Origin of the sequence: Hornefia porci (assembly GCF_001940235.1) — a bacterium.
GTDB classification, from domain to species: domain Bacteria; phylum Bacillota; class Clostridia; order Peptostreptococcales; family Anaerovoracaceae; genus Aminicella; species Aminicella porci.
This window is the reverse complement of record NZ_MJIE01000001.1, coordinates 1,509,883-1,524,688: the sequence shown is the minus strand read 5'-3', so window position 1 is coordinate 1,524,688 and position 14,806 is coordinate 1,509,883. Positions and strand designations below refer to the sequence as shown.

Annotated in this window: 12 protein-coding genes; 9 read left to right on the top strand and 3 right to left on the bottom strand. The window is 49.6% G+C overall.

Annotation, left to right across the window (positions count from 1 at the left end; translation table 11 throughout):
* Window positions 1-113 precede the first annotated feature (113 nt).
* The 6 genes from lon to BHK98_RS07220 all read left to right on the top strand — a co-directional run bounded on the left by lon (window position 114) and on the right by BHK98_RS07220 (window position 7,868).
* Window positions 114-2,498 carry an endopeptidase La gene (gene lon / locus BHK98_RS07250; protein WP_075712908.1) on the top strand — a complete coding sequence of 795 codons (2,385 nt, stop codon included), beginning with the start codon at window positions 114-116 and terminating at the stop codon, window positions 2,496-2,498.
* Between the two features lie 486 nt (window positions 2,499-2,984).
* On the top strand, window positions 2,985-4,379 hold the full coding sequence (gene ltrA, locus BHK98_RS07240) for a group II intron reverse transcriptase/maturase (RefSeq protein ID WP_075712904.1): 1,395 nt from the start codon (window positions 2,985-2,987) through the stop codon (window positions 4,377-4,379).
* A gap of 151 nt (window positions 4,380-4,530) precedes the next feature.
* Window positions 4,531-4,806, top strand: a complete 276-nt coding sequence (locus BHK98_RS07235; protein ID WP_075712902.1) for a hypothetical protein — start codon at window positions 4,531-4,533, stop codon at window positions 4,804-4,806.
* A 432-nt stretch (window positions 4,807-5,238) separates the two neighbouring features.
* A complete protein-coding gene (locus BHK98_RS07230) occupies window positions 5,239-6,423 on the top strand; it encodes a hypothetical protein (RefSeq protein ID WP_075712900.1) in 1,185 nt (394 codons plus the stop codon).
* The gene (locus tag BHK98_RS07225) at window positions 6,420-7,250 is read left to right on the top strand and encodes a VanZ family protein (protein ID WP_075712898.1); all 831 of its coding nucleotides are present in this window, start codon (window positions 6,420-6,422) and stop codon (window positions 7,248-7,250) included. The genes BHK98_RS07230 and BHK98_RS07225 overlap by 4 nt, the downstream gene beginning before the upstream one ends.
* 60 nt (window positions 7,251-7,310) lie before the next feature.
* Window positions 7,311-7,868, top strand: a complete 558-nt coding sequence (locus BHK98_RS07220) for a PIN domain-containing protein (protein WP_075712896.1) — start codon at window positions 7,311-7,313, stop codon at window positions 7,866-7,868.
* A 666-nt stretch (window positions 7,869-8,534) separates the two neighbouring features.
* On the opposite strand, the gene BHK98_RS07215 is transcribed toward BHK98_RS07220, so the two are convergent.
* On the bottom strand, window positions 8,535-9,692 hold the full coding sequence (locus BHK98_RS07215; RefSeq protein ID WP_075712894.1) for a prealbumin-like fold domain-containing protein: 1,158 nt from the start codon (window positions 9,690-9,692) through the stop codon (window positions 8,535-8,537).
* Between the two features lie 130 nt (window positions 9,693-9,822).
* The gene (locus tag BHK98_RS07210) at window positions 9,823-10,251 is read right to left on the bottom strand and encodes a TetR-like C-terminal domain-containing protein (protein ID WP_075712892.1); all 429 of its coding nucleotides are present in this window, start codon (window positions 10,249-10,251) and stop codon (window positions 9,823-9,825) included.
* A gap of 877 nt (window positions 10,252-11,128) precedes the next feature.
* Between BHK98_RS07210 and BHK98_RS07205 the strand changes: the two genes are divergently transcribed.
* Window positions 11,129-11,833: a LytR/AlgR family response regulator transcription factor gene (locus tag BHK98_RS07205; protein WP_075712891.1), complete on the top strand. Its 705-nt coding sequence runs from the start codon at window positions 11,129-11,131 to the stop codon at window positions 11,831-11,833.
* A gap of 1 nt (window position 11,834) precedes the next feature.
* Entirely contained in the window at window positions 11,835-13,163 is a 1,329-nt protein-coding gene (locus tag BHK98_RS07200; RefSeq protein ID WP_075712889.1) for a sensor histidine kinase, read from the top strand.
* A gap of 78 nt (window positions 13,164-13,241) precedes the next feature.
* Here BHK98_RS07200 and BHK98_RS07195 read toward each other — a convergent pair whose 3' ends face one another.
* Entirely contained in the window at window positions 13,242-13,631 is a 390-nt protein-coding gene (locus BHK98_RS07195) for a hypothetical protein (RefSeq protein ID WP_075712887.1), read from the bottom strand.
* Window positions 13,632-13,831: 200 nt separating this feature from the next.
* Here BHK98_RS07195 and BHK98_RS07190 point away from each other — a divergent pair, with 200 nt between their 5' ends.
* Window positions 13,832-14,752, top strand: a complete 921-nt coding sequence (locus BHK98_RS07190; protein ID WP_158024475.1) for a LysR family transcriptional regulator — start codon at window positions 13,832-13,834, stop codon at window positions 14,750-14,752.
* Window positions 14,753-14,806: the final 54 nt, after the last annotated feature.

The window sequence follows — 14,806 nt, the reverse complement described above, 5'->3', positions numbered from 1 at the left end:
ATTTTCTGTTTGATACTGGCACTCAATGGGTATGAGTGCTAACAAAGGCAAAAGCATCGGATGGAACCATCCGGGAAATTACATTAGAGATTGAACAAATGGAGGTAATTAGGATGTTTGTAGTACCTGTATATAACGTTATTGTCGTACCGGAGGCGCGTATCCTCTTTCAGACCGACCGGTTCACACAGCTGGCGGGCAGGAGTCCGGAGGAGGGCGAGCACGTTATCTTCCTGGTGCAGAAAAGAGAAGAGAGCCGGGAGGAACTGACTGCGGACAGCTTCTATCCCATCGGCGTTTCCGGCGTCATAAAGGAAGTAAACCCCAACGGATATCTGATTGTGGAGACCACGGCGAGGGTGAACGTGGATTCGGTGAGGATCGGCGAGGAACAAAGAATTGAGCTGAACGTTACGCCGCGGGCGGATATCAGCGATACGGATCCGGAGGATGAACACGAGCGTCTGGAAAAACTGAAGGCGGCGTTGATCGCCTACACCTCCGGCTTCCAGTGGGGACCCATCGCCCGCAATTACATCATGCAGTGGCGGAATCTGAACGAAATCGCCGCAGGAATGTCCCAGTGGATGGGCAATCCGCCGGAGGACAAATACGCGATTCTGGCGACAGACAGCAAGTCGGCCAGAAACGACCTGATTGAAAAGGGAATGTATGAATATATCGAAATCGCCCGGCTGACGACTGAGGCGGAGAACGAACAGGAGCAGGACTATCGTAAGGCTTATCGGGAGAACGCCATCCGGAAGCAGATGGATTATCTGCAGAAACAGCTGGATGAGATGCATCCGGAGAACGTCAGCGACGCGAGGCGGTTTGAACTGAAGATCGAGGAATCCGGTATGAATCCGGACGCCCGCCGGGAGGCGGAAAAGGTGCTGAACCGTCTGAAGCAGGAAAATCAGAACAGCGCGGAATCCGGAATGCTGTATGATTATCTCGATTTTGTCACCGGCCTGTCCTGGAAAAAGGAGCCGGCGGAGACGATACGCATCAGCGAGGCGCAGGAGATTCTGGACGAGGATCACTTCGGCATGAAGAGGGTCAAGGACCGTATCATTCAGCAGATTGCAGTTATGGATCTGCAGAAGAAGCAGTCCGGCTCGATCCTTTGTTTCGTCGGCGCTCCCGGCACAGGCAAAACCAGCATCGGACAAAGCATCGCCCGGGCGCTCCACAGAAAATACGTGCGTGTCAGCCTCGGCGGAGTGCGGGACGAGGCTGATATCCGCGGACATCGACGGACCTACATCGGCGCGATGCCCGGCAGAATTATGGACGGCATCGCCAAAAGCGGCGTTTCCAATCCGGTCATGGTTCTGGATGAGGTGGACAAGCTGGGAGAATCGTATAACGGCGATCCGGCGTCGGCGCTCCTGGAGGTGCTGGATCCGGAGCAGAACAGTACCTTCACCGACCATTATATGAACGTGCCTTATGACCTGTCCGACGTGTTCTTCATCTGTACGGCCAATACGCTGGATACGATTCCGGAGCCGCTGCTGAACCGAATGGAAGTCATTCGTTTTCCGGGATACACCGCGGCGGATAAATTTCAGATCGCGCGGCGGCATCTTCTGCCGAAGGCGATGGAATCCATGGGAATCCGCCCGGAGGATCTGAAGATCAGTGACGATGTGCTGAGGACGATTATCGACGATTACACGGCTGAGTCCGGCGTCCGCGGGCTGAAGAAACGGCTGGATACTTTGTGCCGTGTGGCGGCGGTGGAAATCGTGAAGAACCGTACCGAGGCTGCCGGCAGCATGACCGCCGGTATCACAGACGGCTGCGAAGATAAAGGTGCAGTTTCGCAGGAGGCCGATGCAAAAGGAGAGGTATCTTCCGACGATGCGGCGGGATCGGGAGTCGTCGTCGCAGTGGAGGATCTGCGCAGATATCTGGATATGACGCCTATCTCCCATGATCATGTGCTGGCGGAGAAAAAGCCCGGAATCGTTACGGGTCTGGCGTGGACCAGTGCCGGAGGAGAGATTCTGTTCATTGAGACTTTGTTTACAAAGGGAAATGGCAAGGTTGTGATTACCGGTCAGCTGGGAGACGTCATGAAGGAGTCTGTGCAGATCGCCGTCAGCCTTGTGAAATCGCTGTTCCCCGATAAGGAAAAACTGTTTGAGGAAAATGATCTGCACGTTCATGTCCCGGCAGGTGCGGTTCCCAAGGACGGACCGTCGGCGGGCATTACCCTGACAACGGCGCTGGCGTCGCTTGTTACCGGGAACGCGGTCAGTCCGAAGCTTGCGATGACCGGCGAGGTTTCGCTGCGCGGCGTCGTCACGCCGATCGGCGGACTGACTGAAAAACTGATGGCGGCGCAGCGCGCCGGAGTTGAGACGGTGTTCATTCCGGCGGAAAATGTGAATGATCTGGAGGACGTTCCGCAGGAGGCAAAGGATAAGCTGGAGATCATCCCTGTTTCCGAGGTGAAAGAGGTTCTGCAGAAGGCGGAGATACTGTGACCGCCGATTGCTTTGCCGAAGACCGGCGCTCCGTAACCGGAGAGCCGGTCTTCGGCTGTTTTAGTGCGCCCGGCGAGCGCACGTTCTAAAGGGTGAAAGTCCCGAATCCGCCCGGCAGTGGGAAGGATACAGCCGAAGGCAAGGGTGTCCATCGTGAGGTGGAATCTGAAGGAAGCCGGATGTGGGGAAAATACTAACCCATGGGCAAACCTCTGGCCTGACGAACAGAAATCGCATATGAGGCTCTGTATGAGGATAAGGCCGCTAAACAGGTCAAAGTCCAATTACTGCACGGAATCATGCAGTGTAAATGCGGCAGGTAGATGGAGGAAAAGAACGTGTGAGTACCCGGGGAGGTCTCACCAGCAAGGAGACTTGAAGTAACAACGAATGGTGAGAAGTCAGCCGAAGCCATAGTAGCGGGCCAGTCCGTGAAGGGCCGAATCAATAGGAGTCTTGAGTACGACCGGGAAAGGAGGAACGAACTTGAGCACAGAAAACAAGAAAGAAAGCTGCCTGCAAAGGGATAGCGCGGAACGTAAAGAGTATGCAGGAGCGCGCCGTTCATTCCGCCGGATATGGAAGGAAAGGGACAGTGCAGAGCCGGAACTTCTTGAGGCGATACTGGACAGAAGAAATATGAATAAAGCCTACAAGAGAGTGAAGGCAAACAAGGGAGCGCCGGGTGTCGATGGAATGACCATCGAGGAGGCACTGCCTTACTTGCGGGAGCATAAAGACGAACTCATTGGAAGGATATTACGTGGGAAATATACCCCGTCTCCGGTGAGGAGAGTCGAGATCCCGAAACCAAACGGTGGAATACGAAAGCTTGGTATTCCAACTGTCATTGACCGTATCATCCAACAGGCCATCAGTCAGAAACTCATGCCCATCTACGAGCCGAAGTTTTCGGACGGAAGCTATGGCTACCGGCCGGGACGAAGCGCAAAGGATGCGATAAACAGAGTGAAGGAATATGCGGAGAAAGGATACCGCTATGCGGTTAGTCTTGATCTCAGCAAATACTTTGATACGCTGAATCATGAGCGGCTTCTGAATCTGCTGAGAAAGGATATCGATGATGAGAGAGTCATTCAGATCATCAAAAGGTACCTGAAGAGCGGAGTGATGGTGAACGGTGTGGTTATGGAAACAGAGGAAGGTTCGCCCCAGGGCGGAAACCTTTCTCCGCTTCTGGCCAACATTTATCTGGATGAGTTTGACAAAGAGTTCGAGAAGCGCGGGGTACCATGTGTACGCTACGCAGATGACATTGTATTGCTGTCGAGAAGCGAAAGAGCCGCAAAGCGGCTGCTGGAAACGAGCACTTCATATCTGGAAGGGAAGCTGAAGCTGACCGTGAACAAAGAGAAGAGCAAAGTTACCAGTGTTTTCGCTATCCGAAATTTTAAGTACCTCGGCTTCGCACGGGGAAGGAACGGAAGCGGAATATACGTTCGCGTTCATGCGAAGTCGTGGAGAAAGATGAAGGCTAAACTGAAAGATCTCTCTTCCCGGAGATGGGTTCAGAGCGTCATTCCGGCATTGCACAGAATCAAGGTGTACATGCGCGGATGGCTAAATTATTACGGCATAGCCGCAATGAAGAACAGCATCGGAAAACTCAATGGATGGCTGTACCACCGAATCCGGATGTGCATCTGGAAGATGTGGAAACGGCCGCGGTCAAAGATGAAGTATCTGATGAGACTGGGAATCCCGAAATACTATGCCTATATGACGGCAAACAGCCGCAGAGGGTATTGGTTTACATCGGCGACCAGCACAGTCAACAGAGCTTTGTCGAAAGAAATACTGGTACACATCGGATTTTATGATCTATCCGAAGCATACCAGCGAATGCACATCAACTATTGAAAGCGCCGTATACGCGAACCGTACGTACGGTGCTGTGAGAGGACGGGGGGAAAACTCCCCCTCCTACTCGATTGGGTCTGGCGCCCACCGTTCAGACTTTAAGACCGATGCGGCAGCTGTGGAATCCGACCAAACGACGGGAAAGAAAGAGTTGACGATAATAAAAAAATATAGTATCATAAATTTGAAATTTAAAAAAATATATTTTTATAAGATGGTTTGTATTGTAGTTTGTCTTAGTGTTTTTTTTATTATGGGAGCACCTACATTTGCGATGGATCATCGGGTTTCCTCCTCAGGCCATAAAGCTGTTACAAGAGTTATTTCAAAAGAAGATGCAAAAAACATAAACATTGGAAATATGGGTATTATAAAGGCTATGCAAAAGGATACGTTACATCAACATATAAGCACTATGCAAATGTGAAACTTTACTTCTTAGGTGATTCTGTTAAGTCTTCTGGTAGAAAATGGGGTACAGGAAAAGTCTCTGTGGAAACAGGTTAGGATTACAATGACTGTGATTTAACAGGTGCGGCATTTGGTAGTAGCATTTTTTATGGTTTTTCGAAATAGGAAAATATTATAATTGTTTTACTAAATAATTCTTAAAAATAGTGAGATGTTGATAACCTCTTGATAGTATTTGTATTCTTGGACTATATTGTTTCTTGTTTGCGTATGAATTTAATCAGGCAAGAAACAATATTATATTTAAAGTTATATGGTAGAATACAGAAAGTATATTCCAATGAATGTGCCTTTCTTACATATACAATTTTTTTGGTTTTGATGCTATAATGCAATAAGCAATATACGGTTACGTGAGGATTGTGTTTTTTGGAGCTAAGGTTTTGTTATGGTAAAAAAAACAGGCATTTTATTAATTATACTTGCTTTTTTAACAAATGTATCAGCAATGTTTTTGTTGATGACATTGTCAAATTACATTGAGATGAAACGTATAAAAAATTACAACAGTAAGGTTGTGTATTATGAGAATGCCGGTGAATATTCATTAACAGACGATTATGATGGGGAGGAAAGTAATTTTGGGGATTTTATGAATGATCCGGACTCGATGAAAATATTAATGAAGACCTATCGTAAGATCAAGAATATTAAGCATATCACATATATGGAAGTATCGAATCAGGACCTTGAATATGAAGGGCGATTTAAACTGAGTCGAAACTTTATCAGTGGTAATGATGAGAGAAGCAGGAATCAAAAAATAAAGGGAGAATTCATAACCCCGTTAAAGTCAATTCAGTGTGATCGTTTGTTTTTTAAAATAAAAGGCGTTGAAAAATCTGACCTAGTAACCGGAAAAATGCCTGCGGATAAAAAATATAGTAGTGATATGACAATCCCAGTGTTGGTTGGAAATGCGTATGAACATAAATTTAGGATTGGAGAAGAATTTACTGCATATTATGCGACGGAAAAAATACGATTTAAAGTAAGTGGGATTCTAAAAAAAAGTAAAAAGATTTCTTTTTTAGGACATAAAATGAATTTGGATGAATATATTGTTTTACCGGTAATATCTCCAGGGAGAAAAGATTCTCTTATGTACAAAAAAATACTGATGTCAATTAAATGCGAAGGGTGCATAAAATATAACTCAAAAGAACAGTATATAGAATCGGTACAGGCAATTAAGAGAATTGTTAAAGAAACAGGATTTCGGTATAATGTACCGCGAATCCCGCTTGAAAATAAAAGCATTCTTGGATGGAATTATAAAGCGTCAAAAGCGTTGTTCTTTGCAGCATTACTTAGCTTTGTCATCTTCTCAGGGAGCTTGATTAGGGGTACTGTAAATCGGATTAAATCCCGTGTGGATGTAAGATGGAAACAGTTCGTGTGCGTAACCGCTATATTTCCTTTTATTGCAGGGTTGGCTATTATACTGAACTTAATACTGTTTTATGCACATTTTGAAGTGATTACTTCTGGCATCAGCAGATTTCTTTCTATTGTTCTATTTCCAGCAGGCATAGAGTATTATTTGGTTTTAAGGAAAAGGTGGTATGAATGATGACATATGTTATCAGCGGCTATGCCCTTGTCGCGAAGGCTCTGGTTCCCGCCACAGCAGCGTATATTTTGTTCCTGGCGATTCTCGCGGTTTCAGGTAACAGAAAAATGATTTCAGCTCACCTGCTGTATCTGAAGGAGTTCATCTTCCTCGTTTATATTTTGTCGGCGGGGATTATAACAGGTCTTGTTTTCCCGGAAAGCTGGCGATTCGACCCGGATTTTTCCTTCAATCTGACGCCTTTTACAAATGAAAGTCTTACGATGATTTTCTTTAATGTTCTGCTCTTTCTTCCGATGGGGATATTGCTTCCGGCGATTTTCCGCAAAATGAACTCATGGCGGAACATACTGACCGCGGCAGTACTCATTCCCGTTGGAGTTGAGGTAACGCAGATGCTTTTCGCGGGGAGACTGGCAGACATTGATGATGTGATTGCCAATTTCCTCGGGTGCATGCTCGGATATGTGGTTTACAGAATACTGTCGGCACTGTTTTGTAACAGAAAGAAACGGCCGGTCGGGCTGGGAACCGCCTCGGTTCTGGTGGACTTCCTCGCGCTGTGCTGGGGAGTCACTCTGCGGGGCTGGTGCCTGGGTGATCTGGTGTTCCGGCGCCTTGGGCTCTCTGCCTGGTCGAATAACAGTGACGGCGTTTACGCGATGAGCGGGGTGCATTATCCGGAAATCGTGACACTGCTGCTGCTCGGAGGGGCTCTGCTGCTGGCCGGGCGATATAACAAAGATTATCTGGCGGCGCCGGGCGCCGTTATCGCTGTCGCGGGAGGCGTTTATACGATCGTCTCAATGCTGCTCAGCGTTCACTGAGCAGCCGGAACATCAGAAAAACAATATGGGTCCATGGATCCGAGATATAGGAGGAATATGATGATTTATCTGATCGATTTTGAAAATGTGTCCAACGGGGGATTCAGCGGAATTGAAAACCTGACGGAGAAGGACGAGATTAAACTGTTTTACTCGGAGAAGCGGAGCACGATCTCCATCGGCGTTCACCGGAAGCTGGAAGGCTCCAGAGCGAAAAAGGAATACCTGCCGATTAAGACGGGCGGGAAGAACGCGCTGGATTTCCAGCTTGTGACCTGGCTGGGATATATGATTGCCCGCAATGAGAACGCCGAATACTGTATCGTCAGCAACGATACAGGCTTTGATTACGCCATTGACTTCTGGGAAAAGCGCGGCGCGCGGGTCATGCGCAGTGCGGATCTGAACGGCGTTCAGATGAAGCATATGCGTGAGAAACTGAAAGAGCTTCTGCCGGCGGCAAGCAAAGATGAAGCGGACCGGATCATGGAACTGATCAGCAAATACAAAACCAAGCAGGGCATCAATAACGCGCTGGTCAAAAAATACGGTTCGGAGGACGCCGGCGTGATCTACAAATCAATCCGTCCGATGCTGGCGGGCAAGAAGGGAAAATAACAAAGCCATCCGCCGGACCATCCACCGAACCATACGCCGGACTTAATGACTGCTGGATTATCCGCCACCATCCGCCGGACTTAATGGCCGCAGGCGGCAGCTTGCCGGTCTAGGCCGTTTAAATGAAGAACCGGACGAAAATTGTTTTCTTTTGTAATCTATAAAGATGAAAAGACGGATTATTCACTCGAGCCTGGACAAAGTTCTCGTTTAAGGTTGCCACATTTCTGAGTTTTTTTCAAAAATGTGGCAGATTTGATGGAGATAATCTATATTTTTGACACAGATAGGCGGTTAGAGGGGCTTAACTATGCTGTTTTAACCCTTGCTCAGAAAAGTGAGGGTATAAAAACACACTAACAATACATTTTCACAAGAATTATAGAGAAAATTCAAAAGATTCACGGGCGGATTCTGCCACATTTTTGGATTTTTTTCGAAAATGTGGCAACTCCTACCAACTCGATAGGCTTTAAACATATCATGAACGGCAAAGAAGGCTTGTCATGAAATACAAAGTAGACGACAAACGGTGAATACAAAGAAACCTCTCCGACATTCCGGGATGTTGAAGAGGTTTCTGTTTGTAAATCTGTCGGCAGAGTGTTCAGCGTTCATTTTACTGTCTTGTGAACATTGCCTGAACACTGCCTGAGCACGCATTAATCAATTGTTCTTTCTTTGCCGATACCAAACAAAGGACAGAGCCGAGACACTCAGTAAAAGGACGGAAATCCATCGGGCCATATCGGTCGTATCGCCCGTATCCGATCCTGACGGGTCGACGGTATCAGACGGATTGCCCGGCTCGGGCGGGTCGACGACCGGGAGATTATCGTCGGTCGGTGCCGTAATAGACGGATCCGGCGTATTCGGGCGGTTTTCAATTGTTTCGATATGTCCTTCGGTATCTGTTTCCTTGATCTCAAAGACGATGGGTTCGCTGTCCGGGTCAAATACGACGTAATCCGGCGATGCGATTTCACGAATCTGGTAGCTGCCGATCGGAAGGTTGTCAATCTGCGCCTGACCCTTTTCATCGGTCACCATATCGATGGAGTATTTGCCGGATTTGATTTCACGGCCGTCGCCGCGCGTCAGACGGAACGTAACTCCGGGAATCGGCGTTGTTGTTCCTTCGATGACCTTCACGATGCGGAGCGTGCCCTTCTGGAGTCCGCTGATTCCTGCACCGTTGTTAATGTTGAGATACCAGGCGATACGGCCGGTGTCAGAAGGGTAAATTCCTCCATTTTTGTAGTAGAAGGCCGCATCCTCAGACTCGGGCTGATCTGTCTGAGCCGCAGCGCGATGAATCTTTGCCGTGACGGAATGTTCTCCCGACGTGATCGCGGCTTCGGAGGTATTCTCCTGGTCGGAGCTGTTCCAGGCCTGCACCTGGAATTCAACCCAGCCGGCTAAACTGTATATGTTTTGCGGAATTCCTTCAAAGGTTAATGTAGCGCCGCTTTTGCTCACGACGGCGGTGCCGACTGCGATTTCGCCGCTGTTCGTCTTCGCCTTCAGCGGAATTGTTTTGTTGTATCCTACAAAGTATGCTGCGGCGCTCGACTCCGGCCATGAAACTGTGATCTGATCCCCGTTTTCGATAGCGTGAGAATCGTTGTCCTGAAAGGTCAGTTTCACCTTTTGTGTGGAGCCGGATTCCAGAACGGATCCCGGATCGACATTCTCAATAGAAAGGCCTGTGACATTTGTCTTCGAAATATCATTTGCGGCATAGCATGCGGCGCCGCTCAGGATTATAAGAGTCAGCACAGCGGTAACAATAACAGACAATTTAACAGCACGTTTTCTTTTCAATCTTTGTTCCTCCTTTTTGTTTTTGCACTCCAATACACCAGTATATGCGCTGAGGGGAACAAAGAAAAGGGAGAATAATGCACACAGAGTATGGAGTGTGCATCTCGAAGGCCTGCGACGGGCGGGGAGATTATTTTCCTGCGGCTGCAAATTTCATAAGTGATTTCTGTATAGAACTTTCCATCGTAACCTGGCAGCCTGCGAGAATCTGTTCGGGATCTGAACTGAACCGCGTGGAGATATCCTGCCGGATGACTCCGATAAACACAAAATAATAGAAGTCGGACATAAAATTAATGGTTTCGGATGAGACAGAGATCCGGCTGTCGTCGGCGCAGCGGCGGATTGCTTTTCTGATGATGTTGTGTGAGTATTCGTCCAGGGCGGTCATCAGGGAAGAGCGGTAGTCAGAAAAAAAGATGTGGAAGAACATTTTCCGGTTTGCGCGTCCGTAATAGAGGATGCTTCTGAATCCGTCCACCCACTGGTCGTAGCCGGTGTTATCCTGAAGGGTTGAGGCCAGATCACAAAATATTGTCTGACGGCACAGATCGGCCATGCTGGTATTATATGACTCTGAGCGGGCTGGTGCAAGGTTCCGATCGCGTCCTTCCGTATACCTGATACAGCGTTTTGGTATTTTTGTACTCTGAATGTGACGATTCCTTCACAAAAGTTCTCAGAAACGACGAAATATCCACCGATGATCGTCACATTCCGTGAGTATACTAAGAACTGTCAAAAGGAAATGACACAACACAACTAAACATTCTTTTCAACATTCTTTCTCAATAATAAACTCAATAACTCAATCAGAGGAGATCGTCGCAGATGCGGCGATTTCTTTTGATTGTTCGCCCGACAAAAAAAGAAAGCGGCCGCATGCCTGGGCAAGCAGCGGCCACCTCACTGTTTACGGGCTTATTGCTGAGGAGAGGACTGTGAGTTGTTACAGCGCCCGATTTGATAATTGCTAATTGCAGTGTATGCAGGTTATTTCAATATTCTGCGCCACCAGTCCCACCAGCTTTGTAATTCCATGGGAAGACCCCCTTTCTGTCAACGAAACCCCTTTCGTGTCAAAGTAAACTAAAATCCATCCCATGGCAATATAATACTATTGCGGAAGAGAAAAAAACAGTTCATATTTATTTAACGGGCGGTTTTTTGATTTAACGGGCGAATCTCTCGCGGTCGCAGGAGGGAAAATATATCGCGGTCGCGAAATGAGAAGGATATCGTGGACGCAGGAGGAAAATCTTTCCTGAACACGGGAGGAAAAATCTTGACATGCGAAGGGGGAATGCTATCATGAATTATATGTTGAGTGTGCGGCGGGTAAACCGTCGGTGTTTCAGATGCGGAGAAATGCGCGGGTGAAAAGGAAGGTGAACAGGAAGAAAACGTTTTCGTAACCATGAAGGGACAAGGATTGAATGAAGGATCTTGTTAATATCGGAATATGTGACGATGACGCGGCTTCCCGCAGCGAGCTTGCCGATCTGTGCCGGACGTACGCGGTCCGGACAAAGAGACAGTTCAGAATTCAGTTTTTTTCCAGCGCCGCGGAGCTGCTGGAGCGGGCGGACATGTCTCCGGGGAATCCGGATCTTCTGTTGCTGGATATCGAGATGGAGACAGGGATGTCCGGCATCGAGCTGATGGAATACCTGCAGCTTCATCGCAGCAGCACGCTGATTCTCTTTGTCACCAGCCACGGTGAGCTTGGTCCGGAGGCCTACGGCAGAAACGTATGCGGATTTATCACAAAGCCTGTGGACGAGGAGGCGTTCTTTGCCCGCCTCGCATCGACGCTCCAGCTGCTGAATGATGATGACAATATCGTGTATTTTCAGGCAGAGCGGGGGTACCACCGCGTCTACTATTCCACGGGAGAAAGTGAGCTGGAAACCGGGTCGCTGAAGGAACTCGTTTCCCGGCTGGATCCCCGGCTCTTTGTACAGTGTCACAAATCATACATCATCAACCTTCAGCATGTGCAGAGGTATTCCAGACCCTGGAAGGAGATTACCATGGACAATAATATTGTGCTTCCGGTATCGAAGAGAATGCTTACTTCGGTGAAACGGGCCTACGCCGGCTACTGTGCGTCGAGCTTCAGGAAGAGATGGGGGTGCTGACATGGTGCAGGTGATGACACAGTTCCTTTCGCTGGCGGAATATACGCTGCTGCTGATTATCTTCTACCGGGGAGATTTTGTGCGTGACAGGAACAGAATCCTTGTGCCCGCAGGCGCGGCTGCACTCGCATTTGTGACGGCAGGCGCCGCCAGTGTGCTGTTTGATGCCGGGAAGACCGGAGCCGGGGCCGGTGCGCTCGCCGGAAGTCTTCCATTCAGTGTAGCGGACAACGCGGTGATTCTGAGCACGGGATTCGCAGTCCTGTTCGCGTTCTGCTTTCTGAGATGCAGGCTGCCGGATCGTGTTCTGGCGTTCTGTCTGTGCTACTCCCTCCAGTCGTTTCTGGACGTGATCGTGCTGTTCCTGCTGAATCTGACCGGGCGCAAGGCGCTGCTGGAATATTCGCAGTCCACGAATTTTGTTCTGGCGCTGGTCGCGACGCTGGCGCTGCTCCTGATTGTGTTCTTCCAGAGTCAGAGGCACTGGCGGATCTATATCGGACGTCTGTCGGTGATCTGTATCACGGCGGCGTCGCTGTTCTTTACGTATGTTGTGACGGTGGCCGCGGAAAACACGCCGGAGGGCGGCGGGCGTCTTCTGCAGCTGTTTGTCCTCGGATTTATCATGATCGCCGCCTTCAGTCTCGCTATCATCCTGGTGGATTCCGCCCGGCGCAGAGTGTCCTACGAGCAGGCGAGTCTGAATCAGTATGTCGATTCCTATAACACTTATCTGTCCGCTCTGGAAAAGCGTGAAAATGAATACCGCCGTTACCGCCACGACATGCGGCACCACCTGGAGGTGATCAGCGGTCTGGCGGAGCACCGTGACAACGACAAGCTGCTGGATTATCTGTCCCAGTGCCGGGAGCGACCGGAGCTGAACGGTCTGCCGATTTTCCGTTCCGGGAACAAAATCGCGGATGTGATTATTTTCGAGAAATCGCTGGCCGCCTACAACAGCGGGGTACGGCTGCGCTGCCACGGCCGCCTGTGCGATCCTTATTTCACCTCGGACTATGATTTGTGCGTCATTCTGGCGAACCTTCTGGAGAATGCTGTAGAGTATACAAAGAACAACGGGTTCGACTCCGTCGAGGTATATTTTGTGACAGATGAAAACAGAAGCATCATCGAGGTCAGAAATGAAATTCGGGATAATGTCAACGTGAGCCAGAGCATCCGCTCGACCTCCAAAGGCGACCGCCGCCTCCACGGTCACGGAATCAGCAACGTAAACGCCGCCGTGGCAAGATATGACGGTGGCGTGACCTACGACCGGGAGGGCCGGGAATTTGTCGCCCGCGTCCTGATCGCCGGCAAAGTCTGAGCGGCAGAGAGCAGGTCGAAGTTCGGCGAGCCGGAAGCATACGGAAACTTCTGCGAACCGCGCCGCAGCCTCCGATGTTTATTTTGTGCTCTCGAAATCCTCATTCTCAGATATGCTGCTGAGGATGTCTTCGGCGACCTCGCCCTTCACGAGCTCTGCCTCGAGAGCCGCATCGCGGATCCGGTCCAGACGGCTGTTTCTGAAATAGAGGCCCATATCGACAGTGATTTCAATAATATTCAGGATATAGAAGACCAGCCCCAGATAGAACAGGGCATTGATGTTGTCGCCCGCGTTCAGCTGCAGAATCTTGCGTGTGATGCCGAAAACATAGCCGATCCAGAGGAAGACCTCGAAAAACAGACTTTTTCCTTTCGCCGTCCGCGAAACGTAGGAACGGTAAATCGAAATCGGCCAGGAAAGCCCGAAGCAGATAATCATCAGCGCCTCTAACAAATTCATTACCATTGCAATACAGCTCCTTCCTCTGAAAATCAGAATTCCCGAACCGCGGACCGGACTGAGAGCGGACTTGCCGGCAGAATACGACCGGAGTGCCGCGGAGTATCATCATCTTCATTATATGAAAAAACTTGATATCTGTAAAATTAATTGTTATGATGATAGGTATATCAATTTGATATGAACTTTCAGCGGAGATGGAGGCTGTGAATCTGCTGAACCGGGCGAGCCAGGAGGCGAATATGGACGTCAACTATGAACATTATCGGGTATTTTACTTTGTTGTCAAATGCGGCAGCTTCACTAAGGCCGCGGAAGCGCTGAACAGCAGTCAGCCGAATGTCACCCGGACGATGAACCGCCTTGAGGAGGAACTCGGATGCGAGCTTCTCTGCCGTTCTAATCGGGGCGCATCGCTGACAAAGGAAGGGGCTGAGCTTTTTCCGTATGTTGAAACGGCGGTCGAGGCTTTGTCGCAGGGGGAAAGTGTTCTGGCGGAAACGCTGGAGCTGCAGCGCGGTTATCTGACTATCGGCGCCAGTGAAAACGCGATGGCCCTCTATCTGACAGAAAAACTGAAGGAGTTCCACGAGGCGTATCCGGGAATCCGTCTTCACATTCATAACTATTCTACTTCGCAGGCGCGGGAGCAGCTGCGCCAGGGGAAGATTGATTTTGCGGTTGTGACCACGCCGGTAGCGGATGCGGAAGGCATCGAAGTGAAACGGCTGCTGAAGTTTCAGGAAACGCTGGTGGCCGGCGGTGCGTTTCGCCGCGGTGCAAAAGCATGTCGCCGTCTGGCGGATCTGGAGGATTTCCCTCTGATTTCACACGGGAAAGGGACTATGACCTTCGAGTTTTACAGGCGGCTGTTTCTGGAGCAGGGACTGATTTTCCGTCCGGATATGGAGGTGGCCTCGTCAGATCAGGTTTTGTCGCTGGTGGAGCACGGTCTGGGGCTCGGGTTTCTGCCGGAGCAGATGACAAAAGCCGCAATCCGCAGCGGCCGTCTCTCCCGGGTCAGCCTTGAAGAACAAATCCCGATTCGCCATGTTGTTCTCCTGACCCGGCGCGATACCGCAAAGGTCGCCGCCCGCCGGTTTGCGAACATGCTGCGGGCCCGATAGTTTTCTGCCCATCGTTCCCGCGCCCGGCTCCGCGCCCCGCGGTCGCCTGAATTT